The organism is Paenibacillus sp. HJGM_3 (assembly GCF_045062745.1).
Classification (GTDB): domain Bacteria; phylum Bacillota; class Bacilli; order Paenibacillales; family NBRC-103111; genus Paenibacillus_AA.
In genome coordinates this window covers 47,820-74,125 of sequence record NZ_JBJGED010000007.1, presented here as the reverse complement: position 1 = coordinate 74,125, position 26,306 = coordinate 47,820, and the positions used below count along the sequence as shown (strand labels likewise).

At 51.9% G+C, this 26,306-nt stretch carries 24 protein-coding genes; 9 read left to right on the top strand and 15 right to left on the bottom strand.

Features of this window, described 5'->3' with window-relative positions; translation table 11 throughout:
* Positions 1-25: 25 nt before the first annotated feature.
* Positions 26-1,666: a glycosyl hydrolase family 28 protein gene (locus tag ACI5FR_RS10065; RefSeq protein WP_405453863.1), complete on the bottom strand. Its 1,641-nt coding sequence runs from the start codon at positions 1,664-1,666 to the stop codon at positions 26-28.
* A 457-nt stretch (positions 1,667-2,123) separates the two neighbouring features.
* Here ACI5FR_RS10065 and ACI5FR_RS10060 point away from each other — a divergent pair, with 457 nt between their 5' ends.
* From ACI5FR_RS10060 to ACI5FR_RS10050, 3 genes are read left to right on the top strand one after another with little or no spacing between them, the layout of a single operon-like run.
* Entirely contained in the window at positions 2,124-2,489 is a 366-nt protein-coding gene (locus ACI5FR_RS10060) for a GntR family transcriptional regulator (RefSeq protein ID WP_405453860.1), read from the top strand.
* Between the two features lie 7 nt (positions 2,490-2,496).
* Positions 2,497-3,378, top strand: coding sequence for an ATP-binding cassette domain-containing protein (locus ACI5FR_RS10055; protein ID WP_405453858.1), 882 nt, complete (start codon positions 2,497-2,499; stop codon positions 3,376-3,378).
* Positions 3,371-4,060 (top strand): hypothetical protein, encoded by a 690-nt coding sequence (locus ACI5FR_RS10050; RefSeq protein WP_405453855.1) that lies wholly within the window; start codon positions 3,371-3,373, stop codon positions 4,058-4,060. The genes ACI5FR_RS10055 and ACI5FR_RS10050 overlap by 8 nt, the downstream gene beginning before the upstream one ends.
* 341 nt (positions 4,061-4,401) lie before the next feature.
* Here ACI5FR_RS10050 and ACI5FR_RS10045 read toward each other — a convergent pair whose 3' ends face one another.
* From ACI5FR_RS10045 to ACI5FR_RS10030, 4 genes are all read right to left on the bottom strand, one after another.
* Positions 4,402-5,637 carry a DUF418 domain-containing protein gene (locus tag ACI5FR_RS10045; RefSeq protein ID WP_405453852.1) on the bottom strand — a complete coding sequence of 412 codons (1,236 nt, stop codon included), beginning with the start codon at positions 5,635-5,637 and terminating at the stop codon, positions 4,402-4,404.
* 505 nt (positions 5,638-6,142) lie between these two features.
* The gene (locus ACI5FR_RS10040) at positions 6,143-6,742 is read right to left on the bottom strand and encodes an NADPH-dependent F420 reductase (RefSeq protein ID WP_405453849.1); all 600 of its coding nucleotides are present in this window, start codon (positions 6,740-6,742) and stop codon (positions 6,143-6,145) included.
* Positions 6,739-7,146: a MerR family transcriptional regulator gene (locus ACI5FR_RS10035; protein ID WP_405453846.1), complete on the bottom strand. Its 408-nt coding sequence runs from the start codon at positions 7,144-7,146 to the stop codon at positions 6,739-6,741. The genes ACI5FR_RS10040 and ACI5FR_RS10035 overlap by 4 nt, the downstream gene beginning before the upstream one ends.
* Positions 7,147-7,569: 423 nt before the next feature.
* The gene (locus ACI5FR_RS10030; RefSeq protein WP_405453844.1) at positions 7,570-8,328 is read right to left on the bottom strand and encodes an SDR family oxidoreductase; all 759 of its coding nucleotides are present in this window, start codon (positions 8,326-8,328) and stop codon (positions 7,570-7,572) included.
* A gap of 129 nt (positions 8,329-8,457) precedes the next feature.
* On the opposite strand from ACI5FR_RS10030, the gene ACI5FR_RS10025 reads away from it, so the two are divergent.
* The gene (locus ACI5FR_RS10025; RefSeq protein WP_405453841.1) at positions 8,458-8,835 is read left to right on the top strand and encodes a winged helix-turn-helix transcriptional regulator; all 378 of its coding nucleotides are present in this window, start codon (positions 8,458-8,460) and stop codon (positions 8,833-8,835) included.
* A 228-nt stretch (positions 8,836-9,063) separates the two neighbouring features.
* Here ACI5FR_RS10025 and ACI5FR_RS10020 read toward each other — a convergent pair whose 3' ends face one another.
* Complete coding sequence (locus ACI5FR_RS10020; protein ID WP_405453838.1) at positions 9,064-9,441, bottom strand: winged helix-turn-helix transcriptional regulator; 378 nt, start codon at positions 9,439-9,441, stop codon at positions 9,064-9,066.
* A gap of 182 nt (positions 9,442-9,623) precedes the next feature.
* On the opposite strand from ACI5FR_RS10020, the gene ACI5FR_RS10015 reads away from it, so the two are divergent.
* Together ACI5FR_RS10015 and ACI5FR_RS10010 are read left to right on the top strand one after the other, a co-directional pair.
* Complete coding sequence (locus ACI5FR_RS10015) at positions 9,624-10,646, top strand: zinc-binding alcohol dehydrogenase family protein (RefSeq protein WP_405453835.1); 1,023 nt, start codon at positions 9,624-9,626, stop codon at positions 10,644-10,646.
* Between the two features lie 196 nt (positions 10,647-10,842).
* On the top strand, positions 10,843-11,586 hold the full coding sequence (locus ACI5FR_RS10010; RefSeq protein ID WP_405454309.1) for an SDR family oxidoreductase: 744 nt from the start codon (positions 10,843-10,845) through the stop codon (positions 11,584-11,586).
* 133 nt (positions 11,587-11,719) lie between these two features.
* Here ACI5FR_RS10010 and ACI5FR_RS10005 read toward each other — a convergent pair whose 3' ends face one another.
* Positions 11,720-12,604 (bottom strand): TetR/AcrR family transcriptional regulator, encoded by an 885-nt coding sequence (locus ACI5FR_RS10005; protein WP_405453833.1) that lies wholly within the window; start codon positions 12,602-12,604, stop codon positions 11,720-11,722.
* 136 nt (positions 12,605-12,740) lie between these two features.
* On the opposite strand from ACI5FR_RS10005, the gene ACI5FR_RS10000 reads away from it, so the two are divergent.
* The gene (locus tag ACI5FR_RS10000; RefSeq protein ID WP_405454307.1) at positions 12,741-13,337 is read left to right on the top strand and encodes an isochorismatase family protein; all 597 of its coding nucleotides are present in this window, start codon (positions 12,741-12,743) and stop codon (positions 13,335-13,337) included.
* A 131-nt stretch (positions 13,338-13,468) separates the two neighbouring features.
* On the opposite strand, the gene ACI5FR_RS09995 is transcribed toward ACI5FR_RS10000, so the two are convergent.
* From ACI5FR_RS09995 to ACI5FR_RS09980, 4 genes are all read right to left on the bottom strand, one after another.
* Positions 13,469-13,984 (bottom strand): GyrI-like domain-containing protein, encoded by a 516-nt coding sequence (locus tag ACI5FR_RS09995; RefSeq protein WP_405453830.1) that lies wholly within the window; start codon positions 13,982-13,984, stop codon positions 13,469-13,471.
* Between the two features lie 383 nt (positions 13,985-14,367).
* Positions 14,368-14,811, bottom strand: a complete 444-nt coding sequence (locus ACI5FR_RS09990) for a GNAT family N-acetyltransferase (RefSeq protein WP_405453827.1) — start codon at positions 14,809-14,811, stop codon at positions 14,368-14,370.
* Positions 14,812-15,671: 860 nt separating this feature from the next.
* Complete coding sequence (locus ACI5FR_RS09985) at positions 15,672-16,073, bottom strand: hypothetical protein (protein WP_405453824.1); 402 nt, start codon at positions 16,071-16,073, stop codon at positions 15,672-15,674.
* A 96-nt stretch (positions 16,074-16,169) separates the two neighbouring features.
* A complete protein-coding gene (locus ACI5FR_RS09980) occupies positions 16,170-18,842 on the bottom strand; it encodes an adenosylcobalamin-dependent ribonucleoside-diphosphate reductase (protein WP_405453821.1) in 2,673 nt (890 codons plus the stop codon).
* A gap of 291 nt (positions 18,843-19,133) precedes the next feature.
* Between ACI5FR_RS09980 and dat the strand changes: the two genes are divergently transcribed.
* Complete coding sequence (dat, locus tag ACI5FR_RS09975; RefSeq protein WP_405453819.1) at positions 19,134-19,979, top strand: D-amino-acid transaminase; 846 nt, start codon at positions 19,134-19,136, stop codon at positions 19,977-19,979.
* A 22-nt stretch (positions 19,980-20,001) separates the two neighbouring features.
* Here dat and ACI5FR_RS09970 read toward each other — a convergent pair whose 3' ends face one another.
* Both ACI5FR_RS09970 and ACI5FR_RS09965 read right to left on the bottom strand, forming a co-directional pair.
* The gene (locus ACI5FR_RS09970; protein WP_405454305.1) at positions 20,002-20,844 is read right to left on the bottom strand and encodes a lipoate--protein ligase family protein; all 843 of its coding nucleotides are present in this window, start codon (positions 20,842-20,844) and stop codon (positions 20,002-20,004) included.
* A 97-nt stretch (positions 20,845-20,941) separates the two neighbouring features.
* A complete protein-coding gene (locus ACI5FR_RS09965; protein WP_405453816.1) occupies positions 20,942-22,396 on the bottom strand; it encodes a cobyrinic acid a,c-diamide synthase CobB in 1,455 nt (484 codons plus the stop codon).
* Between the two features lie 129 nt (positions 22,397-22,525).
* Between ACI5FR_RS09965 and ACI5FR_RS09960 the strand changes: the two genes are divergently transcribed.
* Positions 22,526-23,218, top strand: a complete 693-nt coding sequence (locus ACI5FR_RS09960) for a FusB/FusC family EF-G-binding protein (protein ID WP_405453814.1) — start codon at positions 22,526-22,528, stop codon at positions 23,216-23,218.
* Positions 23,219-23,279: 61 nt separating this feature from the next.
* Here ACI5FR_RS09960 and gcvPB read toward each other — a convergent pair whose 3' ends face one another.
* Both gcvPB and gcvPA read right to left on the bottom strand, forming a co-directional pair.
* Positions 23,280-24,755 (bottom strand): aminomethyl-transferring glycine dehydrogenase subunit GcvPB, encoded by a 1,476-nt coding sequence (gene gcvPB / locus ACI5FR_RS09955; RefSeq protein WP_405453811.1) that lies wholly within the window; start codon positions 24,753-24,755, stop codon positions 23,280-23,282.
* Positions 24,752-26,110, bottom strand: coding sequence for an aminomethyl-transferring glycine dehydrogenase subunit GcvPA (gcvPA, locus tag ACI5FR_RS09950; protein ID WP_405453809.1), 1,359 nt, complete (start codon positions 26,108-26,110; stop codon positions 24,752-24,754). Before gcvPA ends, gcvPB begins: the two co-directional genes overlap by 4 nt.
* Positions 26,111-26,306 lie beyond the last annotated feature (196 nt).

The window sequence follows — 26,306 nt, the reverse complement described above, 5'->3', positions numbered from 1 at the left end:
GCAGTCAGAACGGGAATTGCCCCGCTTACTTGAACGGAGTAAAGATAAGGAGGGTTAGACGGATCCGGTTCGGCCATGAGGATAAATTCAAGACGAGCGTCATGTCCTCGGCTTCGACAAAACTGGTACTATTCGGTGCGGTCAAGTCTACCGTGAATGTTACGATGCTCAAATCCGCGCTTACGTTGCCGGCGGCATCTATCGCTACTGCCTTAACCGTGTGAGGTCCTTCCGATAGCACTGCACCCGGAGTATAACTCCAGTTGCCGCTTGCATCCGCTGTTAGCGTTACTGGTGCTGCAAGATCGACATAGACCCTCAACGTACTATTGGGGATGGCTGTGCCGCTTATCTGCGGATTGGGATTATTCGTAACCGAATTGTTCGCCGGCCTATTAATTTGGACTCGCGACGTACCGCTGTATACTTCACCGGAAGGCTGGAAAACCACGTTATTGTAGAATGCATTTTTGAAGTCAAGCGGAATATCGTCTCGGCCTTCCGCTTGTACTCCCTGAATCACGACATTATCGAACGTTACGTTACTCATCAGGTGAGCGGAATCGTACCCTTCTATCGATGAAGTCTGAACCGCATTATTAAGAACGTAGAAATCCTTCACATGGACTTGATCGATCCATCCCGGCTTGGAATTCCCATTCAACAACCGGATGCGGAAATAAAAGTAGCGCTCGTGATAATTACCGCCGATGAACTCGGCCCGATTATTGATCACGTCGATATTTTGAATGTGGCTTGCATCCCCTGCCCAAATTGCAACAAAACGGTCGGCACGAACGATGTCATTGTTCTCGAACCGAATATCGCCGATATCCGTCAGCGTTTCATCGCCAACCTTAAGAGCCGCTTTCAAGGACCATAATACGTTATTTTTGATCTGTAAGCCGAGCGTCGGTCTTTTCAAATTCAAATAGTTGGTGACTTTCGGCGAAATCGAATCGTCTCCCGTGTAGATAAACGCACCGTCTACAGTTACGTTTTGGGATGAATCGATATCTATCCCGTCGGTATTGGTTACCGTCGGAAGCAAGATATTCGGATTCGCCGGGTCGGGACCGCCCCTCAAATCGTTGATCAGTTTGATATTTCTCAGGACAACGTCTTGGGCGTATAACAGATGAATCGTCCATCTTGCCGAATCGAGGAAATAGACGTCTTCGATTTGCAAATCCGTTACATCTGCGGACCGCAAGAGCTTGATGTTCGCTTTGTCGTTCAAGGTCTTGATCGCCATCCCGTTGCCGTCGATAATCCCTCTCCCGCTAATTTTCACATGGCTTGCGTTAGGTATGAAAATAAAGGAAGAGTCCGAGCCGTTTTGCGCGGGATAATTCGCCGTGCTGGAATCGGGAACTGCTTTAATCCAGGCTCCGCTTTGTAAAAAAAGATGCACGTTACTCTTGAGCCTGAGCTGGGCGGTCATGTACTTCCCGTCGGGAACCAGCAGAGTTCCCCCGGCTCCGTTGTTCAATGCGGAAGTATCGTCGATCGCTTTCTGCAAATAACCGGTGACTGCCGCTTCTTGATCCCGGCCCGCCGGTAAATAGTCGGCCAGATTGATCACGTTCGGATCATGAATATCGGGTGCGGCGGGTTCAGGCCCGTCAGCGAATAGGAGCAGCTTCTCCAGATTGTTTACGCTCACAATTAACGTTCTCGGTTGATCAATGGAGAAAGAAAGAAGGCTTCCGCTGCTGCTGCCTTGGATTTGATAGCTTTGCGGGCTAATGCCAAACGTTGAAACCGTTTCGTTCGCCGTCACTGTGAAATTGGCCGTTCCCGCAAAGGAAAATCTTGCGAAGCTGACATCGCCAAATTTCTCAACGAATATGTTCTCCCCGTTAACCGAGAGCGTGTAAGAGCTGCTCGGTACAGCACCGGACCTGACGGGATACGGCCGGATCGAACTGCCCTGAGTGGTAAAATTCAACTGCGATTTCTTCGATATTCCCACAAACGTCTGTCCTTCCGAATCAAAGAAAGCCCTGGCCTTAATTAAACTGAGCTAGGGTTTTTCTTTTCCCCGTCAGAATTGTTGACAACATCTTGCACAGGTATTACTGTATGTCATAAGACTAACATACTGATTGGGTGATGGAATAATGAGCAGATTCAATGACAGTCAGCCGATATTCCTGCAGATTGCCAACATGATTGAGGATGATATTCTGAATGGTACTTATAGTGAAGAAGATCAGATTATTTCAATGGCACAATTCTCCAGCATCTTCCAAGTCAATCCCGCTACTATAGTGAAGGGAATTGCTGTGCTAGTGAATGATGGCATTCTGTATAAGAAGAGGGGGCTGGGGATGTATGTGGCGACGGGTGCAAAGAAGATGATTAAGGATAAACGACGGCAACGCTTTTCTAATGAGCTTGTTCTAAAGTTACTCGAAGAGGCTGACAAACTGGAGTTAACTGCAGAGGATGTCATAGAAATGATTAAGCAACAAAAGAGGAGCTGATTGTCACATGAGTACAATTCTTGCAAGTAAGCATTTGAACAAGAGCTATGGAAGAACCAAAGCTGTTCGCAATCTATCAATGGACATAGAAGTGAATACGATCTGTGGATTGCTAGGTCGTAACGGAGCGGGTAAGACAACATTACTCAATATGCTAACAGGAGGGATATTCCCCGACACAGGGGAGATCGTTATCGCTGATGAACGTCTTATACCGGGAGCATCCCCGGCACAGACTTGTTATATCCGAGAAAAGAACTTTTTCTTTGGAGGAGCAACGGTCATCGAGAGTTTGGAGATTGCAGCAGCATTTTACCCGAATTGGGATTGGTCATTCGCACAGCAACTCATTACAGCATTCAAGCTAAACCCAACAAAGAAGATTCGGCAACTATCTAGAGGGATGGAATCGCTTGTAGCTAATATAGTGGGACTTGCGAGCCGAGCACCACTTACTATTTATGACGAGCCGGTGTTAGGGCTTGATGTACTGATGAGAGAGAAATTCTACAAGGTGCTGTTACAGGATTATGCTGAGCATCCAAGGACGATTCTGATCTCAACTCACTTGATCGATGAAATCGATACGGTAGTGGAGAAGGTTTATATTATCGAAGCAGGCACGATAGTATTGGAAGATGAGGTGGATAATATCCGCTCACAATCACATCTGTTAACGGGCAGTAATGCAGCTGTATCCCAATTTACAGAAGGTAAACGAGTGATTTATAAAGAAGCATACGGTAAAGGAACACTTGTCGCGGTATATGATGAAATTAGCGAACATGACAAGGTAGAAGCTAGTAAGCAGGGTGTTACCGTGGACGGATTGCCGTTGCAGAAGTTTTTTGCCTATTTGATTAAAGATGGAGGTGAGCATGTTGAATAAGAATAAAATGATATTAAAGGCAGCGTATATTCAAATGCGCATTTACATCTGGATCTTGTTAGCCTACATAGCAGCAGGATTGGTAGCGAATTTCATTGTTTTCTTAGCGATTGGCAATGCGAATAACTCTCCAGCTCCAGTATCAATAGGTAACATGCTGAGTATTATCCTTATTATGATGGCAGTGGCGCTTCCACTCGGGTTTTTTAGAAAGATTATTAATATCGGCGCTACCAGAAAAGAGTACTATACCGCGCTAGTGGTCATTTATACTTTATCGGCAGTAGTATTGTCGATTATCAATGTTATATTATTGAAGCTTGTGGATCAATTATACAAGGATGATTCTTTCTACTTTAACATCCTAGAAATCTTCCATTGGGATCAATTTGGCATATTGGGTATGTTCCTATATCAATTCGCTGCATATATGTTATTGATTTCAATAATAAGTATGTTATTCTCCGGTATTCGAAGCTATGTAGGTATATCACTCTGGGTTATCGTCATTGCGGCGATTCCGATTAGCACATCGATTGCCTCGTATCGCCATAATTTAGCGGATGGACTACAAACCTTATTGTTCAACGATTCACTGTTTGCAGGTGTAGCCATTTGCTTGATACCAAGCTGCATATTCCTATTTGCGGGCTGGTTATTCACGAAAAAGAGAACCTTATAATGGGGATTAAATAAGGATGTTGCCCAGGTCGAGCATCCGATAAATGACATCTTGGAATCACGATTTCACCAAAAATGATAACAACCACAAGATATTCGTTATTTTCTCTCTTCATATCCCCGAATTTTTCAGCACTTATCCTTAGACTGGATTTGTTGAACCTACGCGAAATTCTGAATTGCAAAACCGTTAGGCTCCGAAAAATAAGACTGACTCCAATAATAAACCAACCGCAGCCTTGGACCGGATAAATAAAGTCCGAGACTGCCGCAGGTTTATTGAACTCGTATCCTTAAGTCCTTAAGTTACCTATTTTTACACGTATGTTGGTTGTACCCCTACTAGGTAACTCTAGTCGGCTGAGAGTTGTTTTTCCCGCCGCGACGACGCCAATCCGGCCATTCGGCATTGGTAACAGCACGTAGGATCCATTCCACCGGGCCGTAGTGGTGACTTTTCAGCCAAAGCGCGCTTAGCACCAACTGTGCAGAGAAGATCGCTGCGGCGATGAACAATACGATGAGAGGGGACACCCTACCAATCAGACCAAGACCGTAACCGGTGAAGATTAACGCACAGAACAGCGACTGGCCAAGGTAGTTGGATAACGCCATCCGCCCGGCGGGGGCGAGGATCTCGGCAACCCGGCGACCCCGTTCGGAGCTGAATATCCTCAGCATGGTCGCGACATAAGCGGTGACCAGAAACGGAGCCGTAAGGATACTAACCGCCAGTCCTAATAGGTTGCTTGTACCGCCACAGACCGCGAATACCAGCGCGCCGGCCAGGCCGATCGGGTATCCCGCCAGCTGCAACCGGCGCAACATGCCCGTGTGCTCATTGAGGTTGGCCAGAACCCGGCCCTTACCTGCCGCGAGGCCGACCAGAAAAGAAGACAACGCGAGGGGCCCCTGTACCGCTAACGCTGACAGCATCTCAGGCATTGAGCGGAGGTGTTCGAAGATCACCGAGCCTAGCCCACCTTGTAACGCCGCAGTGGATTGTTGACCATCGGCGATGGCAGCTGCCGAATCCGCGATGAGGGTGCCGCCGGCCGCCGCGGCCAGGGCCATCATGAAAGTGATGATCCCGATCAGAATGCCCGCCGTGATGAGCGCGGTGCGTGGCTGGATTCGTTGTGCAGCAAGCAGAACTAAGCCGAGTATGGCATAGGTGGTCAGGATGTCACCGTGAAACAGCAGCACAGCGTGCAGGGTTCCCAGGACGAACAATCCGGCCAGCCGACGAAGGAACCGGGGAAAGAACGCGACGCCTTTCCGGACTGCAGAATCAACTTGAAGTGTAAAGCTGTATCCGAAGAGGAAAGAGAACAGAAGGTAGAACTTCATCTCGAAGAGGAACTTCACCAGCCAATGCGCACTCTGGTCAAGCCAGGAGTTATAGGCGGGATCCTCGACAAGATGGAACGCATAGCCAGACGCGAAGTAGGCGATGTTGACAATCAAGATGCCGAACAGCGCGAAGCCGCGCAGTGCATCAACATCCAGAATCCGCGATCCAATTGAACTCATCTTTGCAGACGCATTGTGACCTGATTGCGTAGTACTCGAATTCATTTCTTTCAACTCCCTAGGTATTATAGTATGTTAGTCATATGACATACTATAATACCTAGCGAATGAATCTGTCAAGGTCACTTTTTGATGATTTCCCGAGACGCCTTGTGGCACTTGGGAAAGGCGATGCAAAATGCCGAAACCCCTTGATTTATAAGGCTTTTCTCGGTTTTTAGTTCCCCTAAAGGGACATGCTTTCCGCTAGCTTCCCTTTATCGCGTAAGTTACCGGATGCGTCCCATTACGAGCATCCTCCTTGTTTTTGGCGCACTATGATGTGGTCCGGCTTTGGATGCAATAACCGTTGATCGTGGTTGCTGAGCAGCCGCCGACGGCCGCCATGTGGTGATTGAGCTATCGTTCTTCGTTAGCGTAGTACCCCTAGAGTAGGGATACGCTGAGTTAGAATCTACGTTAACAACAACGTTTTCCTTAAACGCCTTCACGGCCTTACATCAAAAGACCACACAACGCTGATTGAACGGATGGCATCAACTTCCTGCCGTTAACGTCTTAGTACGCTAAGGCTATATTCCCGCCCGAACTTGGGAGCAAGCACACTCCAAATCATCCCGACCGCCATCTCCACCTTCGCCATGGCCTCCGGACCGCCAATGTTTACCGGATCGAGCCCGATATCAGTTGCCAAATTGGCGACAGCTGCCACTGCTGCGGGATCATCCCCGCTTAAGAAAGCAGTTGCGGTACCTGCTTCATACCGTGGGTTCGAGAGTACTTCCCAGGGCAGTGTGTGAAAAGCGCGGACGACGCGCGCATTCCGAGCAAGACGCCGCACCTCCACGTCCTCGGACGCGCCGTCGTATCGATTGGTGCAGTTGATGAGTATCTTGCCGTCCAGATCCCCCGCCTCGGCCAGCGCACTCTCCACATCATCGGGCAGTACGGCCAGCAAGATCGCCTCGCCGAATGCGACCGTTTCCTTGATCGTGCCGGCCTGCGCGTTAGCACCTGCAACCTGCAGCAAGAGCTTCATCTTCTCGTTATGTGGATCCCGCGAGCCAAACATCACGCGATGTCCAAGAGCGGCCCATCTTTTGCCTAATGTCCCGCCCATATTCCCAGAACCAATTGAAGCGATTTTCATTTTATTGCCGCCTCCTTTTCTAATATTCCATTGTAGAAATCCAACTTCTCTCTCGTCTGCCCGATTACGCTCGCCAGCGCTAAATATTGAGCCTCCATTCTGGCCAGATGCTGCGAGAGAATTTGCGTTCGGCTCGCGATAACCTCCCTGTCTTCGACGCTTAGCGGGAAAGCAGAATTCGCGAAGCATCGTCCTTCCTGCAGAAACGCCTTCATTTCTTCTAGCGACAAACCTGTCTTTTTCAGGCAATGCAAGGAAGAAAGCACCCGCACGTCTTCATCACTATACGACCTAAGGCCCCCCGGCCCTCGCTCAGGGGGCTTCGTCAAGCCGATCTTCTCGTAATACCTGAGCGTGTCGATGCTGAAACCCGTCAACTCGGCCGTTTGCCCGATCGAATACATCTGATCGCCACCTCTCCCTGCTCCGGATATTATTATTCTAAAGTCTGGAGCCGCCTCCAGGTCAACACACGATTTGCGGTCCCATCATTCCTAGTACAGCAAATCCATGGCTTCTTGGTAGCATTGAGTTCAATTCTTTGCCAGTTAATTGAGAAAAAAGGCCGCCGATCCAGTCGGCAGCCGTAATTGAATTATCGTTCCTCGTCAGTTTAGAATTTCCTTTATTTGTAACTATCCTGCCAGTTAGTTGAACGAACAACGGCAGCCGTGTGCCGGCTGCCGTCATGTCGCGGCTGAACTATCGTTATCAGTTAGCGTAATGGCAGATCTCGCCTCTCTTCGCGAGACTTACTTTTAGGTACGAGACTCCAGTTGCAAACAAATGGTTCGTTCAGAGTTGCCTGTGCTGCGAACTGAGATGGCTCAGAGCTGGGAGACGCCTCCGTCGACAGGGAACTCAGCCCCAGTAGTGTAGGTGGCGTCGAATGCTAGGAATATTACGGCTTTAGCTACCTCGACTGGATCGCCAAAACGCAACATCGGGTTCTCCTGGGTCATCTGTGTCTTGGTCTGTTCGGCAGCTTCCTTCGGCATGGATCTCTCCAAGATACCTGTATCAATAGGGCCAGGACTGACTGCGTTGACGCGAATATTTCGAGGTAATAACTCGCGTGCCAGACTTCGAGCCATGGAACGTAGCGCTGCTTTACTGGCTGCGTACGCACTGATCATAGCGGTACCCAACACGTTGGAGACCGATGTGGTAAGTACTACACCGCTTCCTGCGCTCAGTAGCGGAGCGAGTTTTTGTACGGTGAAGTACGGTCCTTTGGCATTGATTGTAAATACCTCGTCGTACGTTTCTTCGGTCACTGACTCGAAGGGAGCAAAGCGCCCGACACCGGCATTAACGAACAGGGCATCTATTGTTCCAAACTCAGCCTTCACCTGTTCGGCCAACGTGGCGATATCCTTAGACGATGCAGCATCGCTTAAGACTGCGATTGCGTTGTTGCCGAGTTGTTCACGAGCAGAGTCGAGCGTCGCCTGAGTACGTCCGGTGATCAGAACGCGTGCTCCTTCATCCGCCAGCAGCTTTGCCGTCGCCAGGCCGAATCCGCTGCTACCTCCCGTAATCACGACTTTCTTGCCAGAGAATCTCCCATTACCGAATTGTTCCATATCAATATCCTCCCTCGGTATATCACTACTCACTACCAAGGCTGATCATATAATACATACTAACTTTTTGTAAGTAGGCACAATAATGTGGTATAGTATGAAAAAAGGTACTGTAAGGGAGAACAACGTATGCAAAAGAACCCTGACCAATGTCAATTCGCTGTAGCGCTGGATACAATCGTCGGCAAATGGAAGCCGTTAATCATTTATCTATTGCTTCAAGGCAAACCTTTGCGGTTCAATGAATTAAGAAGATTGTTACCCGATATCACCCAAAGGATGCTTACGCTCTATCTACGCGAATTGGAGAGGGAAGAGATCGTTAAACGAGTCATTTATCCGCAAATCCCCCCGAAGGTGGAATATTCCATCACGGAATACGGCAAGAGCTTGTCTCCGGTGATGGAAACCATACACCAATGGGGAGTAGCCCATATCGAACGAAAGAAGCACAACAAGCACCAAATCACAACAAGTAACTCAGCCGATTCGAAAGTTGAACCTTAATTTAATTTTTTAAGTTAAACTTCCCGTTAGCCATCCATGCATCCTGTGCTGCACCGTTCCTCGTTAGCGAAATGTAAATCCCCAAAGGAAAGGAGCAGCTGCCGTGGCAATCTGCTCCTTCTGTTTTTGCTATCGTTGTTTGAAGAAAATAAAGTATTTGACGCATAGTACTCGTGCAAATCGTGAGCCTTTAACTCTGTAACTGGATCGAGTGATGCAAGTAATTTGTTACTCCACTTTTACTAACATATCCCTTTTGTTTGCAAGCCCCTGGTTATACCTCTCGCCCCAGTCTCTCATGAGATTAATAATGGGTTCTAAGGTATGTCCGAACTCCGTTAACGAATATTCAACCCTTGGCGGAACCTCTTTATAAACCTCCCTGTGTATTACCCCATCATTTTCCAATTCGCGAAGTTGAAGGGTCAACATTCGCTGTGTGATATCTGGCATTAACCTGCGAAATTCATTAAACCGCCTTGTCTCCGACAGTAAATGATACAAAATAATCCCCTTCCATTTTCCCCCAATCACTTCTAATGTGGCTTCCACGGGACATCCGCGGGGGTCAGGACAAGATGGGTACTCATTATTAATACGTTTCATTGCCTATGCCTCCAATCAAGTCTTAGTATAAAAAAGGATACTATACAACAAAAATGTGCGTACTTACATAAAGCAACTAACTGCATTATTATAACAGAAGTCGGAACATAAACGGTAAGCAACACCCATTTTTATACCGTTACAACAACTCTAAAAAACTAGACGAGAGGATGAAATGTACTATGGAAACAATGAAGGCTGTTGGCTTGCATCGTTATTTGCCTATCGAAAACCCAGAAAGTTTGTTGGATCTAAAAATTGAAAAGCCCGTTGCTACCGGCCGAGATCTACTCGTTCGTGTAAAAGCTGTGGCCGTTAATCCAGTTGATTATAAGGTTCGATCGCCTAAAGAACAAGTTGAAGAAAACCCCAAAGTATTAGGCTGGGACGTGGCGGGTTTTGTTGAAGAAGTTGGCCCAGATTGCACGTTATTCCGTCCAGGTGATGAGGTTTATTACGCTGGTGACATTACTCGGCAAGGGGGTAATAGTGAATTCCATCTTGTTGACGAGAGGATTGTAGGGAAAAAGCCAAAATCTTTGGACTTTGCACAAGCTGCTGCCCTGCCATTAACAACGCTGACTGCTTATGAGGCCTTGTTTGAACGTATGAACATTAGTCGTGAACCTAACGAAAATAAGAATAAAACTATTCTTATTATTGGAGCTGCAGGCGGGGTCGGATCTATAGCCGTCCAATTAGCAAAATGGGCTGGATTGACCGTTATTGGAACTGCCTCCAGACCTGATTCCGCTGCTTGGGCAAAAGAACAAGGGGCTGACCACACCATCAACCACTACGAAGAGTTCGTCCCCCAATTAAAGCAGTTAGGGTATGAAACCGTTCCATACATTCTTTGTCTTAACACAACTGCTAAGCACTGGGTAAACATGGCGAATGCGATTGCACCCCAAGGAACCATTTGTTCGATCATTGCAGACGGGCCGCTTGATATGCCATCGATAGTAAACAAAAGTGCAACTTTTGTTTGGGAGTTCATGTTTACAAGATCTATGTTTCAAACGGAAGACATGATTCAACAACACATACTTTTGAACGAAGTAGCTGAGTTAATTGATGGTAAAAAAATAAGAACTACCCTGAGCGAACGTCTTTCCCCTATCCATGCAGAGAATTTACGAAAAGCTCATTCATTGCTGGAAACGGGCAGAGTTATCGGTAAAATTGCCATAGAAAATTTTTAATATAATCAAGCTACGGCTGGGCTGGATCTAACGAAAATCTGGTTTGAGGGGGGAATCAGAGTGATCAATGGGTGGCTATGACAAGGAAAATATTGCAGAAACATTTGGTTTGAAAAAAGAGCCTCCATTGCTGGGTTCAAGCATTAAATGGGTGACTTTGACTAGACACATTATATTATACAAGGAGGCAACTCTGATGAAACTTACAGGGAACACGATACTGATCACTGGTGGAGGTTCTGGAATTGGTCTAGCTTTTGCAGAGCGGTTTATCAAAGCTGGCAATACGGTCATTGTCTGCGGACGACGTGAAAGTGTTCTGCAGGAGGCTAAGGAGAAGCTCCCAAGTCTCATTACTCGAGTTAGTGATCTTGAGCTTGAATCTGAGCGTACAGCGTTGTTTGACTGGGTGACCACGAATTATCCAGACGTCAACGTATTGGTGAATAATGCGGGGATTGGGGACCAGTTTCATGTGTTGAAAGAAAAAGAGAATTGGAGCTATTACAACAGTGAAATTGCGATCAACTTTGAAGCCCCTGTTCATCTTTCTCTGCTGTTCGCACCATTTTTTTCAACAAAACAAGATACGGCTATTGTGAATGTTACGTCTGGGTTGGCTTTCACCCCCCTAGCAATTAGCCCGATTTATTCCGCAACAAAGGCGGCACTACATTCCTTTACGATGAGTCTAAGACACCAACTTTCCGAAGCATCTGTAGAAGTCATTGAAGTGGCTCCGCCGGCAGTTCAAACTGCCTTTACCCATAATAATGGAGAGCCTCTAGATGCATTCGCGGATGGAATTTTCCAGGGATTTGAAGAAGGTAAACAGGAGATTGGCTATGGCTCGTCCTTGAATCGCCTGCGCATGTCACGTGACGAAATCGACATATACGTAGATAAAATGTATCAAGCGATGAAAGGTGTCGTTGAATAATAGGGACCATATTGTTCAAACCCATGCGCCGAATGAGTTCTGCAAAAAGCTTGCCGTTTTTTGTGATACGGTTCTCCGTACTATCTGAAACGGCAAGAAAGGCCTTTTGTCCCTTGGCCTGATCCCCTCATTCCTACTCTTCCAGAACAATCTGCTTCAACTGGATTACCGGGCTTCTCAGCTCTTGCTCTTGTTCCAAGTAAGCACAAAGTGCCTGAATGAGCGGCTTTCTAGGCTGAGCTTGAGTGATCTCCGCGCCAAGCATTTGGGCAATCTCTTGCAGTTCATTCCGCCGAGCGGTCCCGCCAGGCCAAGACTTCAGCAACGCAACCACTCTGCTGAACATCTTCTCGGCAATCCGTTCTTTTTCGTTATTCCAGCCGCTCGAGCCTGAGTGAATGAATTTATCGAAAGAGCTTCGCCTAAGCAGCCCCGTGGAACCTGATCTAGTCATATGCTCAACTAGCGCATCCAACTTATCGACGATAAACCAAGCTGTATCCTCTATCGACAGCAGCTCCACCTCATTGACGATGCGCTGCAGATAGTCCTTCAGGATCGCGCGGTATATAAAGATTAAGTCCCAAAGAAACGGTTTGATTCGCTCACCATAGACTTCAAGCAGCAAAGACCTGTGCCACTCCATCATGCGGGCGCGAACATGACTCCTCAGCGAACGGAAAGCGGCGTACTGCGTAATCGGAAGATCCGTGAAGTCGACCATAATGTGATGGTATTCAATAAAATACTGAAAGCGAAATACGATCTGATGGACGAGCCTCTCTTTGGGAGTAGCTGTCTCGGTTTTTTTTAGACGCTCGGCCCGATCAAAATAAACGGTCTGACATTCGTCGAAAACCACGCACAGTAAGTCCTCTTTAGATTGGAAATATTTGTACACGGAACCCTTTGCAATGGAACAGTCCTTGGCGATTTCCTGAATCGAAGTCTCCAGAAACCCTTTTTCTTTAAACATCTTTGAAGCCGAATGAATGATATCCTGCTTGGTTGCGCTCATTCTCACGTATCCCCTCTTGACACCTTTGAACTCATGGTACAAAATAATGAACACAGAGTCAATTGACCCCTCGTAAATTTTTTATACTCAGAGTCAAGTGAGGGGCGTGCTCGATTTCTTAGTTGGAGGGTGATCCATCTTGGAGGATTTGTTGTTTCAATTTCCTAAGACGGCATTAATCGTAATTGACTTGCAAAACTGGCTTGGAACTAGCTATGCCCCTTATTCGAAGGAGCAAGTCATCAGCCGCGCAGCCGCCATGGTTCAAACATTCCGTGAGGCAGGCGCTTTTGTCGGGCTTGTTCGCGTATCCACGAAAGACTTCAAAGATATGCCTCGTCCGCTGCTAGATCAGGCCCCTCCAGCCTTAAATCTGGTGCCGGGATGGGATGAGATCGTACCCGAGATCGGAGTCACCGACACCGATCACCTGATTACGAAACGCCAATGGGGAGCGTTTTATGGAACAGACTTGGATCAGCAGTTGCGCCGGCGGGGCATCACGACAATCGTGCTTTGCGGGATTGCTTCCGGGATCGGTGTAGATACCACAGCGCGTGAAGCTTTTGCCCATGGATATCAGGTGGTTTTCGCGATCGATGCCATGACTGGCTTCAGCGAAACGGAACATGAGCACGTGAGCAAGATCATCTTTCCGCGCATTGGCAGGATCCGCACGACAGAAGACATTCTCGCTTGCGCTGCGCTTCAACGTAATATGACATCTATATAACAGGAACGGTAAAAACGAGTAAAAGAGGGCTGCAACAGGCTACTTGCTCCAAACCTGTCACAGCCCTATACTTTTTACCGGATGTTGAAATCTCCTTTGCGGATTTATTGAATTAAAATCTTCGTAGAAGTCTACGGCGACTTCTTGCGAACCGGGTATAGCATTGTAAAGTTAAAGGTTTCGATTTTAGTATTAGGAATTGTTAGAGCGTTGAACGGTTCAAACGGCACTGTCTCCATCCCGAGTACCCCTTCACGCCGATCGATTTCATAATCAGGTGACTGCTCGAGCCATGTAAATATCGCATCGTATACTCGCCACATATGGGCCTCATTCCCGTAGACTGATGCGCTCACACAAAGCCCTCCGTTTACCTCCAAAGTCTCGATGCCATCCGGTACATCTCTAAACTCACGAACCGCCAATCCGACCCAAAGCGTATCTACCTTCTTGCTCCATTGCTCCTGTGGAATAAACACATATGCTGACGGCCCATCGGTGAGTCGAGCATCGTCTAGCGGGACCTGATCTGTGAGCTTGCTCCACGCCACCCGCGTCCCGCTCTTGTCGGATGTCATTCCCGTTCTAACTGCCAATGCTTTGAAGGGCGCCACTTCTTCCAAATCAATCGCTATTGTTTCCTGCAAAAATACCATCTCCTCGTCACAAGTTGAAAAGGCCCAGTGAGAAAGATCTTATACTTTCCTCTCCATTCTTCAAAGAAACAGGGATCCTCTGACTGTAGCTGGAGAATCACCATTGAACTATCGTTCCCGTAATGGTTCAACTAACAAAAAAGCATTTCTTAATGATTAGAGTAATGCTTGTTTGTTCGAGTTTGACTTTACGCGTTTGATTTTTTTGTTCCACCGTCATTCCATCGATGTTCCTCTAACAGAATTGTTGAATCACCTAATTAGTTATGTAACGTTATGACTTGCAAAATCATTAAACTTCTGTGTGCTATCAAAAAAGATATTCAATAGTTATTTAAAAGGCTGTCGATTTCTCGACAGCCTGGACAGACGAATTACTTCTGCTGTTCATTGTATTTCAAATGTAAAATGGGGTAAGGGCGGCCTGCTCCATCCGTCAAATCTTCACCGATTATTCCGAAACCGCTTTTTAAGTAAAACCTTGTCGCATTCTCATTTTGTTTATTCACATCAACGGACGTGATCCCAAAACCATTGATGCATATTTGCATAATTTGTTTCCCATACCCTTTACCGATTTTATCGGGATCGAGAAATAGTGCTTCCAAGTGATTTTCATTGATGGCGGTAAAACCAATGATAGAGTCTTCGGTATACCAGAGACGTACATCAAGATGAGGAAAATACATAGGTAATTCTTTTTTGATTTCCTCTTTATCCTTGAAACTCAAAAAATGATGAGTGGCCATTACCGATCTTTCCCAAATATTTATAATCATATCATAGTCATTAACGGTTGCTTTTCTGTTTTGTATCATTTCGTTTTGCTCCTTTTTCTTTTTAATTTATCACGCTCCTTTCATCACTTTTTTGTAGATGGTGATCGTATATCTCCAATTGATATATGACTTCATGCTTACCACTCTTTTCGGAATTATATTAATCGATTTGCAGTCAAACATATTTCACTTTAATTATCTATTTTATCATTTTTAGTTGATGCGATTCCATAACTGTTCCTCTCTTTTATGCTTCCTTCCTGTTGAAAACCAATCTTAGTGTACAAACGAATAGCTCTATCATTAAATGAAAATACAGACTGCCGACCATACTCCAGATCGTATCCTTTCGTTAGTAGTGGGCCAGTTCATGCGCGATCACATGTTTAAGCAGTTGTTCATTAACTTTCTGAATGCATTTTCTAATATTTTCACAACGGATCGCAACACAAGTATGACGAAAATACTCCATCATTGTTACTCTTTTTTTCTGCTGATCTATCTCAACAATTTCATTTATCACTTTATCTTGATATACATTGTTACTTTGATTAATAGAATAAGCAGGCATTAGCGCCTGCTTATTAATGTGTGCCTATCCAGCCCTTTAGCTTTATGTTGGCGTGCCTCTGCGTCGAACGGCGACGGACGACGCGCAGCGCTCGAGCGAGACCCTGCCGCAGCTCATCAGCCCCACTGACTCTGCCGGCGGCGCGACGACGATCGACGCGAAGCGTTCCATTCAGGCCCTGCCGCGCTTCTCTATTCAGCCAACGTGCCTCCGTCGGAGCCCTGGCGCCGGTCGTTTGCGAAGGAATCTACCAAACCCCAAATCGGGTACGAGCTGATTCGCTACTGGAATCTCAAAAAGCAGGTCTTCGATGTCCCTCTCAATCTGTTCAAGAGGTGATTCGTTCATATTCGGCTATGAGCCGTTTTGCATTCGCTTCTTCTACCGATGTTTGATCTCCAACACTACGTCTTTCCAGTGCTATCAGCTGAGCCGCCTTTTCTATGCCTGTCGAACCTCCAGCGCGCTGCATATGCTCTCGCCAACCATCTATTACGTCAGCCACAGTGTATACCCTTCCAAATCGTGCGGACAAGGAAATGACTTTAGCGCAGTCAGCGACCGCTTGCAGGTCAGGAAGTAATACAGCCATCATTTCCAATAAAACGTCGAAATAAATTCCACTTTTAGCCTCATTTTTCGCACCAGTAAAATGTCTCATCTTAAAACCAATCAGTAAACTCAAAAAACATAAAAAAGCCCGTACCATCAAGGTACGAGCCAGCGACATTTATGTTCAAACTCAACGACATTTTATGTTCAAATCAGCGACATTTTTAGTTACAACTCACAAACACCGGCAAACCCAGACGGCTGCAGTCTTTTATTACGAGCAGCGGCTGTACCCGCAGTTCGTGCAGTTCTTGCACCCCTCGGAGTTAACGAGGGAGGCGGTGCCGCACGACGGACACAGGTCGAGCGACGAGCTCTCGGACACGGCCGCGTACGTGAACGTCGGCTTCTCAGCGGTAGCGGTCACTTCCTGCGTAGCCGTGACGTACGCATCGTCCTCGTCTTCGCCGATGTGGGCCTCGAGCGCCTTCGCGACGGCGTCTGCGATCGACTCGACGCGGTTCGGGCCGAAGCCGATCGCGCCGGAGCCGCCGATGCCCTTCAGGTGCTTGATGAGCAGCTGCGCTTTGTCGCCATGGTCGCCGTAGCGCAGGAACAAGGAGCAGACGCGGCCGAGCGCCTCGGACATTGCGAACACGTCGGAGCCGGCTTTGCCGACATTCAGGAAAATCTCGCTCGGACTGCCGTCCATGTCGTTGATCGTAATGTAGGCCATGCCGAACGGCGTATTGAACTTGTAGGTCGCACCCTTCAGAATTTGCGGACGGCGCTTGTACTGCTTGTCGAATACTTGCTGCGTCTTCGCATCCACGGTCACGGCCAGCGTGCTGGACAGCTCGGCGAGCTGCGTCTCGGCCGCTTCCTTCGAATCAGCATCCGGCGATGTCTCGGCCAATGGTGCTGCAGTCGGAGCCGGTGCGGCCTCTTCCTTCTTCTCCTCTTTGGAGGTGGAGAGCACTTGCACGTCGCGGCTGCCGTCGCGGTAGATCGTCACGCCTTTGCAGCCCAGATCGAACGCCAACTCATACAGCTCTTTCGTCTCTTCGACCGTGAAGTCGTGCGGCGCGTTCGCCGTTTTCGAGATCGAGCTGTCGACCCACTTCTGGATTGCCGCCTGTACGCGGATGTGATCCTGCGCCGTCAGGCTCATCGAAGTGACGAAGTAGTCCGGCAAGTCTTGATCCGGATGCTTATCCTTCCACTCCTGCGCGATAGGCACATATTGCTTGTCGAAGCCCAGACGGCTCTGGCGGAAGTATTCGAAGGCGAAATAAGGCTCAATCCCGGTCGACGTGCCGACCATCGTCCCCGTGCTGCCCGTAGGCGCCTGAGTGATGACCGTTACGTTGCGGATGCCCTTCTTCGTGATCGCCTCGCCTACCTCCGGATACGTGGACACCATCTGCTTCATGAAACCGCTCTGCAGGAACTTCTCGCGGTTGTAGTGCTTGAACGACCCTTTCTCCCCGGCGATATCAGCCGAAGACAGGTAAGCCTCGCGGGCCATGAAGCCGTACAATTTATCGAGGAACACAAGCGATTCCGCACTGCCGTAGCGAATTTCCAGCTTGATCATCAACTCGGCCAGACCCATTGTGCCCAGGCCGACACGGCGTTCGCCTTGCTGGTTAATCCGGTTTTCTTCGAAATGGTAAGGCGTCTTGTCGATGACATTGTCCAGGAACCGCACGGAGTAGCGGACCGTTTTGCCGAGATCCGCCCATGCCACATCGTGGTTCTTCTCGTCGTAGAACTTGGACAGATTCACGGCCGACAGGTTGCAGACGCCCCAAGCCGGCAGCCCTTGCTCGCCGCACGGATTCGTGCAGATGATCGGGTTGAAGTACCAGCTATTGGACATTTGGTTGTAGTATTCCATGAACACGACGCCTGGCTCGGCGGATTTCCAGGCCGATTCGATGATCGTGTGCCACACTTCGCGGGCTTTGACCGTGCGGTACGTGCGGACAGGCTTACCCGCGGCGCGCCACTTGGCCAAGTCGCCGTCCCAAGTATCGTTATAGGTAGGATCGGTCGTTTCCGGGAAGACGAGATCCCAATCGAGATCTTCCTTCACGGCCTTCATGAACGCGTTGCTGACGCAGACGGACAAGTTCGCGTTCGTGATCTGGCCCATCGTCGATTTGACGGTGATGAAGTCGACGAGATCCGGGTGCCAGTCGTTGATCATGAGCATGAGTGCGCCCCGGCGGCTGCCGCCCTGCTCGATCAAGCCGGTCGTATAGCTGAACAGACCGCCCCACGATACGGCGCCGCTGGAAGAGCCGTTCACGCCCTTCACCACGGACCGGCGAGGCCGCAGGGACGATAGGTTGATCCCGACGCCGCCGCCGCGCGACATGATCTCGGTCATCTCGGACAGCGTGCTCATGATGCCGCCGCGGCTGTCATGCGGGGACGGGATAACGTAGCAGTTGAACAGCGTCAGCTCGTCGCTCGCCCCGGCTCCCGCCGCGATCCGGCCGCCCGGCACGAGCTTCCAGTCTTCGAGAATGTAGTTGAATTTCTCTTTCCATTCTTTCTTCTTCTCCGGTGTCGTCTCGACGGAAGCCATGGCGGTAGCCAAGCGGTCCCAGAGCTGCTCCGGCGTATGCTCAACGTTCAGGGTCAATTTCTCGATTGTGGATTCGAACAGCTCTCCGTTCCGCAGCTTGATGGTGACGCTGCGCCCTTGCCGAGCCACAACCTCCCCTACGTCCTTGCTCGGAAATTTCGGATCGTCTTTGGTCAGCACGAGGACGGTATCGCCCACTTTGGTATTATTCGTATCGGCATCCTTCATGGCATACCGGTCCAAGAATATTTTCTCGCTTAAGCCTTCCAACCGCTTTTTCGCTTGCACTGTTTCCACAACGAAAACCTCCCAAAAATAGTACTTTTGACATGTTTGCCATTCTTCTAGCATTATGATATGTAGAGTGAATCTGAAGGTGTGCTGGGCTCACCACAATATATAGTGTGCGAAAATCATTATACAATACAATATATTGTGTATCGAATGAGACAGTCTCGAATTTCGGTAAATATTGAGAAGCAGATTCTCGTTCTCTCGCATTTTCTCTATCAAGCTCTGTTTCTTGAATTTGCTAAACCGGCAGCACCCTGCTAAAGGTCGGAAATTTAGTGTACAATTTACCTAGCGATTTGTCCAATTCTAGTGATTGGCAAAACTTACATCTTGGGAGGAAACACATCCATGAAGCTATTATTACGAAACGATGAACTTATCGACCGCAGCGAGGCGGCGATTTCTTATTTGGACCGCGGGTATATGTTCGGGGACGGCGTCTATGAAATGATCCGAGTGTACGGGGGCGTTCTGTTCGAACCGGAAGCGCACTACCGCCGGCTGGAACGAAGCTTGCGAGAAGTGCGGCTCGAGCCGCCGTACCCGACGGAGCAGCTGGATGCGCAGTTGAAGCGGCTCATTCGGGAGGAAGGGCTGAATAAGGACGGTACGATCTACATGCAGATTACACGTGGCGCGGCGCCGCGGAATCACGCTTTCCCCGCGAAGGCGCAGCCGGAGCTGATCGCCTATGTCTCCGAGCTCGAGAGACCGTATGAGTCGATGAAGCAAGGCATCGCAGTACATACCTGCCCCGATATTCGCTGGCTTCGCTGCGACATCAAGACGCTGAACCTGCTGCCGAACGTGCTGGCCAAGCAGGAGGCGCTCGACATGGGCGTGCAGGACGTCATCTTCCATCGGGAGGGGATGGTCACGGAGAGCAGCTCCTCCAATGTATTCGTCGTCCGGGACGGGACGCTGTACACCCATCAGGCAAACAACTTGATTCTGCACGGGATTACGCGGATGGTCGTCCTGCAGCTCGCGAGGGAACTGAACATTCCTTGCGTCGAGGAAGCGGTAAACCTCGAGCATCTGCGGGAGGCGGACGAGGTGTTTATCTCGAGCACGTCGGCCGAGATCACCCCTGTCGTCAGGGTGGACGGCGCTGCCTTCGGCCGCGGTGTGCCGGGACCGATTACGCGCCGGCTGCAAGAAGCGTTCCAGCGGCGAATCGATGCGCTGCAATAACGACTGGAACCTGAAGGGCGGCCTACCGCTTCAGGTTCCAGTCGTCGTGCCCGTACCGCTCGCGGGCGAGCCGCTCCGCGAGCTCCCGCTCGTAAGGCGTCAGCGCGCCGTCCGCCAGCGCGATGCCGAGCCCTTCGGCGATGCCGGCCCGGAAGGCGGCCTCCGCCTGCGCCAGCGTCACCGGCGGCAGTCCGATCGCCCGGCACACGTCGCCGATGGCGACCGCCTTGCTCGCGAACGAGTCCATCAAGCGCCGCCGCAGCTTGTCGCTCGAGAACTGCAAGAGCGAGAACAGCTGTTCCACGTCCAGCTCGAGCAGAATGGAGCCGTGTTGGAGCACGACGCCCTTCTGCCGCGTCTGGGCGCTGCCGGCTACTTTGCGCCCCTCGACGACGAGCTCATACCAGGACGGCGAATCGAAGCACGCCGCCGACCCGGCGGTCGAGTATTTGAGCTTCTCCTCCTCGGAGGCGAGGCTCACCATCTCGGCGCGAAGGCCAAGCTTGCGGAAGCCGAGCACGAGCCCTTCGCTCAGCACCCGGTACGCTTCGTTCACCGTCGTCGGCATGCCGGGGTAATTCTCCGACACGATGATGCTGTAGGTCAGCTCCTTGTCGTGCAGCACCGCGCGCCCGCCGGTCGCCCGGCGGACGAAGCCGACGCCGCTCCGCTCCACCGCCTCGAAGTCCACCTCCTGCTCCGCCTTCTGGAAATACCCGATCGACAGCGTCGGCGGGTCCCAGCCGTAGAATCGGACCGTCGGGGGAACGAGTCCTTCGCTGTGCGCGGTCAAGATCGCCTCGTCTACCGCCATGTTGTAAGCAGGCGAACCGAAGCCTGTATGAACGAACCGCCAGGCGGGCAGCCCGGCAGCGGCTGCAGCGGTTGAAGCCTCATTTTCATTTGCCATGACCCGGTCATCCCCTCTCCTGTTGTCCATGCTCTGAACTCGCAATGTTTCCTTATTGTACTCGATCGTCGAACGCCGGCACAACTTCCGTGGCTCGACCCCGCCGGATGTTGCGATATCGCGCACAAGCCGCCACCCACCGGTCAGCCAGCTCGGGTCGCGAGGCGAAGTGCAAGTGCGTATACCCGGCAACCAAATTCGGGGTGATGTACCCCTCCGGCTTCGTCCCCCATCGGCTTTCGGAGACATAGGCGGGCGACAAGGCCAAATCGCCGGCGGGGTGGAACGCCGAGTAATGGAATTCATGGCCCCTCGCCGACTCGCCTTCGTTCAGCAGGAAATTGCCCGGCTGTCCCTTCACTTCGCGGTACCCCATCGCCGCATATTTGGTCTGCATCCGGCATTGCCCGGCGATCAGCCCGACCATCGCGTACTCCTGCCCCCGCGTATCCCGGATCGATTCGGTCAAATACATGAACCCTCCGCATTCGGCCAGTGTCGGCATGCCGTCCTCAATCGCACGGCGAACCGATCGCTTCCCTGTACGCTGCCCGGCGAGCCGCTCGGCGAATTCTTCGGGGAACCCCCCGCCGATATACAGGCCGTCCGCATCCGGCGGCACAGGCTCCCCGGCCAGAGGAGAGAAGTAGGCGAGCTCCGCCCCGCACCGCTCCAAGAGCTCCAGATTGTCCGGATAATAAAAATGAAAAGCCGCATCCCGGGCAATCGCCAGACGAACGCGAGGCGTGACTGAGGCCGAGGCTAGGGAGAAGGATGGAACTAACGTATCATCCGCGAGAGGCAGCGCCGGTGCCAACTCAGGGCATTCCGCCAGCTGCAGCACCCGGTCCAGCTCGAGATTTTCCGTAACCCGCTCCCCCAACCGGGTTATGTAAGCGTCCATCTCCCCGCGCTCAATGGAAGGAACGAGTCCCAAGTGCCGCTCGGGGATCGACAACTGCGCATCCCGGTCCATCCAGCCGACGACGGGAATGCCGCACATTTGCTCGACCGCGTCTTTCACGAGCTGATAATGCCCTACGCTCCCGGCATTGTTCGCGATTACCCCCGCGATCCGCACGCCCTCGGCGAACTGCTGAAAGCCGCGCACGATCGCCGCCGCACTCCGCCCCATGCTCTGTATGTTCACCACTAGCAGGATCGGCGTCTCCAGGATCTCGCCAATGTGGGCTGTACTGCTCTCATTCGAGAGCGCGCTCTTGCCGTCGAACAAACCCATGACGCCTTCGATGATCGAGATGTCGGCGCCTTCGCTGCCCTTGATGAACGCTTCCCGAACGGCCCGCTCCCCCATCATCCAGCTGTCCAGATTCCGCGAAGGACGGCCTGTCACCGCCGTATGGTAAGTAGGATCTATGTAGTCCGGTCCGCATTTGAAGCCCTGCACGACATTGCCGCGCCCACGAAGCGCCGCCATAAGGCCGATCGTCCAAGTCGTCTTGCCCACGCCGCTGCCGGTACCCGCAATGATCAATCTGCGCTGCATGGCACTCTCCCCTTTTTTTCGCAGTCGTATGCGATCGTATTCTGAAAGTTCCATTGTAATTTATCATTCCTTTTTCATCTTTGTCCACCTGTGCTACACTGGCTTCATCGGCAAAAATGGAGGACCTCTATGGAAACGAATGTATCGAATCAAACCAATCAAGCTTACATCCTGAATCATCAAGGGAACGAGATCCGCAAGCAAATCCAGAAGCTGATCTACGCCTTCGAGCATGGGTCGGAGGCGCGTGTCGTCGAAGCGCTGCGATACAGCGCGGAAACGGCGATCGTGGCGGCGATGCCCCTGCTCTCCGAGACGGAAAAGCATGAGCTGATGGCGTTCTGGAAGCTGAATACGAAGGACGACCTGCTGGCCTATCTGGAACGGCTGTCCGAGCGGGTGAAGCCGTTCCCACAGCTGTCAGAGGCGCAAGTACGCAAACTGTTCCCGAAAAGCAAAAAGCTGAAGGTGCCGGACCCAGACACCGTTCCCTGGTCCAATATGAGCTACCGGGGCTGGACGGACGTCGCGGCTCAGAAGCATTACCTCGTGTACGCCAAGGACGGCCGGCTGAACGGAATCGAAGGGACGTTCTCGTCCTCGCCCAAGGCGAACTTATGCTGCATGTGCAACACTCCGGGAACGCCGGAGACGATCGGCTACTACTCCGTCGTGTGCAAGCCGCCGGCAGGCGCCTCCCAGGACTACTACAAGGCGATCGGCAACTACATGTGCTTGGATAGCGAGGCGTGCAACAAGGCGATCACGGACCTGGAATATTTGGAATTTTTCTTCCAAGAAGCGAATACGAAGTGGGTATAAAAAAACAGCCCGTATCCGGACGAACTTCGTCCAGGTACGGGCTGTTTGTTCTTTGTTTGCATTAACCGCAGGTGCAATTCAGGACCGGCTTCCGCGCAGCTTGCGTCTCATCGAGACGGCGAACGGTGGTCGTGTACGGCGCATTCACGACGAGATCCGGATTCGTCTCGGCTTCCTGAGCGATCTGAATCATCGTATCGATGAAGCCGTCGAGCGTCTCCTTGCTCTCCGTTTCGGTCGGCTCGATCATGATGCACTCTTCCACGTTGAGCGGGAAGTAGATCGTCGGCGGGTGGTAGCCGAAGTCGAGCAGCCGCTTCGCGATGTCAAGCGTCCGCACGCCAAGCTTTTTCTGACGACGGCCGGACATGACGAACTCGTGCTTGCATGCGCGCTCGAACGGTACGTCATAGTACGGCGCCAGGCGGCGCATCATGTAGTTCGCGTTCAGTACCGCGTACTCGGACACATTGCGCAAGCCGTCCGGACCGAGCGTCCGGATGTACGTGTAGGCGCGGACGAGAATGCCGAAGTTGCCGTAGAAGCCCTTCACGCGGCCGATCGATTGCGGGTAGTTGTAGTCGAAGGCGTAGCTGCCGTCGTCGTTCCGGACGACCATCGGGGCCGGCAGGAACGGGATGAGCTTCTCCTTCACGCCGACCGGACCGGCGCCAGGGCCGCCTCCGCCGTGCGGGGTGCTCATCGTCTTGTGCAGGTTCAGGTGCACGACGTCGAAGCCCATATCACCAGGACGGGCGATGCCCAGGATCGCGTTGGAGTTGGCGCCGTCATAGTACAGCAGGCCTCCCGCTTCATGCACGATTTCGGCGATCTGCACGATCTGCTCCTCGAACAGGCCGAGCGTGTTCGGGTTCGTCAGCATGAGCGCGGCGGTGTCCGGACCTACGGCAGCGCGCAGTTGGTCGAGATCGACGAGCCCCTTGTCGTTCGACGGGATCGTGATCGTCTCGAAGCCGGCGACGGTCGCGCTCGCCGGGTTCGTCCCGTGGGAGGAGTCCGGCACGATAACCTTCGTGCGGACTTCGCCGCGGCTCTCGTGGTAGGCGCGAATCATCATAAGCCCCGTCCACTCCCCATGAGCGCCGGCCGCCGGCTGCAGCGTAACGCGGTCCATGCCCGTGATCTGGGCCAGGTCCTCCTGCAGCTCATGCAGCAGCTGGAGCGCACCCTGGATCGACGCTTCCGGCTGATACGGGTGAATCTTGGCGAAGCCCGGGAAGCGGGCTACGTCTTCGTTAATCTTCGGGTTGTATTTCATCGTACAGGAGCCAAGCGGATAAAAACCGTTGTCGATGCCGAAGTTGCGGCGGGACAGTGCGGTGTAGTGGCGAATGACGTCCACTTCATAGACTTCCGGCAGCTCGGCCGGCTTGGCGCGCAGGAGCTCGCTCGGGATGAGGCTGGACACTTCCTCCTCCGGCACATCGCATGCCGGCATGGAATAAGCGACCCGGCCGGGTTGGCTCAATTCGAAAATAAGGGCTTTGTCATGTTTCACTGCGGTTGCTGTTGTCATGCGCTTACGACCTCCCCCAGGCTGGCTGCGAACTGCTCGATGTCTTCCTTGCTCCGCTGCTCCGTGACGGCTACGAGCATATGCCCGGCCAGCTCCGGATAGTCGCGGCCCAAGTCATAGCCGCCGATGAAGCCCTGCTCCAGCAGTTTGGCGTTCACGGTCTGCAGGTCGGCTCCAGAGCCTACCTTCACGACGAATTCATTGAAGAAGGGTGCGCTGAACGCCAAGCTCAGCCCTTGTAGCGCCCCGATCGTACGGGCGGCATAGTGCGCCTTCTGCACGTTCAGATTCGCGACGTCCTGCAGCCCTTGCTTGCCCATCGTGGACAAGTAGACGGAAGCGCATAGCGCGAGAAGTGCCTGGTTCGAGCAAATGTTCGACGTCGCCTTCTCGCGGCGGATGTGCTGCTCCCGCGCCTGCAGCGTCAGCACGAAGCCGCGCTTGCCGTCGCGGTCGACGGTTTGCCCGACGATGCGGCCCGGCATGCGGCGCATCCACTTGTCGGCGACGGCGAAGTAGCCGCACGTCGGCCCGCCGAGCGAAGCGGCGATGCCGAACGGCTGGGCGTCGCCGACGACGATGTCCGCGCCGAGCTTGCCCGGCGCCTCGAGCAGGCCGAGCGCGAGCGGGTTGCTGCTCACGACGAGCAGGCCGCCTGCGCTGTGGATGACCGGCTCGATCGCCGCCAAATTCTCGACGCAGCCGAAGAAGTTCGGCGACTGCACGATGACGGCCGCCGTCTCGGCGTCGACGGCGGCTTGCAGCGCCGTCAAGTCGGTCACGCCGTTCGCGTAGCCTACCTCGACGACGTCGAGGTTCAGGCCCTTCGCCGTCGTGGCGAGAATGCTGCGCGCTTCCGGATGCACCGCGCGCGACACGACGAGCTTGCGGCGCTTCGTCGCGCCGTGCGCCAGGGCGCCGGCTTCCGCAAGCGCCGTCGAGCCGTCGTACATCGAAGCGTTCGCCACGGCCATGCCGGTGAGCTCGCAGATGTACGACTGGAATTCGAAGATCGCCTGCAGCTCGCCTTGGCTGATCTCCGGCTGATAAGGCGTATACGCGGTGTAGAACTCCGACCGCGAGATGACGTGATTGATGACCACCGGCACATGGTGGTCGTAGATGCCCGCGCCGAGGAAGCTCGCGTAGCGGTCGAAGTCGGCATTCTGCCCGGACAGCTTGCGCATGTGGCGTAGCAAGGCGGGTTCGGTCATAGCGGCCGGAATTTGCAATTCGCCCTTGAAGCGAACCTCGGCCGGGATATCGGTGAACAGCTCCTCGATCGATTGGATGCCGATCGTCTCAAGCATTTGCGCCTTGTCCTGTTCGGTCATCGGCAAGTAACGGTGCGTCATGTCAGGGTATGGCTCCTCTCATCTATCTGTTGTGGGGAGATTTCGCGTTGTTCTTAACGATGCATAAACGGCCGTTCCGAGTGAAAAAGGACCCTTTCAGCTCAAACATCTTGTTTGAACCTCTCTTGATTGAATAAGGGAATAAGCGGTAAGAGGTTCAAGCCAAAACTCGCCAGGGTCCTCTTTTTCACTCTCT

Coding starts and splice junctions, on each gene's coding strand:
- ACI5FR_RS10040 (WP_405453849.1), bottom strand. CDS start 6,742: ATGAAAATCGCTTCAATTGGTTCTGGGAATATGGGCGGGACATTAGGC.
- ACI5FR_RS10060 (WP_405453860.1), top strand. CDS start 2,124: ATGAGCAGATTCAATGACAGTCAGCCGATATTCCTGCAGATTGCCAAC.
- dat (WP_405453819.1), top strand. CDS start 19,134: ATGAAGCTATTATTACGAAACGATGAACTTATCGACCGCAGCGAGGCG.
- ACI5FR_RS09990 (WP_405453827.1), bottom strand. CDS start 14,811: ATGATACAAAACAGAAAAGCAACCGTTAATGACTATGATATGATTATA.
- gcvPA (WP_405453809.1), bottom strand. CDS start 26,110: ATGACGCACCGTTACTTGCCGATGACCGAACAGGACAAGGCGCAAATG.
- ACI5FR_RS09965 (WP_405453816.1), bottom strand. CDS start 22,396: ATGCAGCGCAGATTGATCATTGCGGGTACCGGCAGCGGCGTGGGCAAG.
- ACI5FR_RS10010 (WP_405454309.1), top strand. CDS start 10,843: ATGAAACTTACAGGGAACACGATACTGATCACTGGTGGAGGTTCTGGA.
- ACI5FR_RS09960 (WP_405453814.1), top strand. CDS start 22,526: ATGGAAACGAATGTATCGAATCAAACCAATCAAGCTTACATCCTGAAT.
- ACI5FR_RS10055 (WP_405453858.1), top strand. CDS start 2,497: ATGAGTACAATTCTTGCAAGTAAGCATTTGAACAAGAGCTATGGAAGA.
- ACI5FR_RS10015 (WP_405453835.1), top strand. CDS start 9,624: ATGGAAACAATGAAGGCTGTTGGCTTGCATCGTTATTTGCCTATCGAA.
- ACI5FR_RS09985 (WP_405453824.1), bottom strand. CDS start 16,073: ATGTCGCTGGCTCGTACCTTGATGGTACGGGCTTTTTTATGTTTTTTG.
- ACI5FR_RS10035 (WP_405453846.1), bottom strand. CDS start 7,146: ATGTATTCGATCGGGCAAACGGCCGAGTTGACGGGTTTCAGCATCGAC.
- ACI5FR_RS10025 (WP_405453841.1), top strand. CDS start 8,458: ATGCAAAAGAACCCTGACCAATGTCAATTCGCTGTAGCGCTGGATACA.
- ACI5FR_RS10020 (WP_405453838.1), bottom strand. CDS start 9,441: ATGAAACGTATTAATAATGAGTACCCATCTTGTCCTGACCCCCGCGGA.
- ACI5FR_RS10045 (WP_405453852.1), bottom strand. CDS start 5,637: ATGAATTCGAGTACTACGCAATCAGGTCACAATGCGTCTGCAAAGATG.
- gcvPB (WP_405453811.1), bottom strand. CDS start 24,755: ATGACAACAGCAACCGCAGTGAAACATGACAAAGCCCTTATTTTCGAA.
- ACI5FR_RS10030 (WP_405453844.1), bottom strand. CDS start 8,328: ATGGAACAATTCGGTAATGGGAGATTCTCTGGCAAGAAAGTCGTGATT.
- ACI5FR_RS09980 (WP_405453821.1), bottom strand. CDS start 18,842: ATGCTAGAAGAATGGCAAACATGTCAAAAGTACTATTTTTGGGAGGTT.
- ACI5FR_RS10005 (WP_405453833.1), bottom strand. CDS start 12,604: ATGAGCGCAACCAAGCAGGATATCATTCATTCGGCTTCAAAGATGTTT.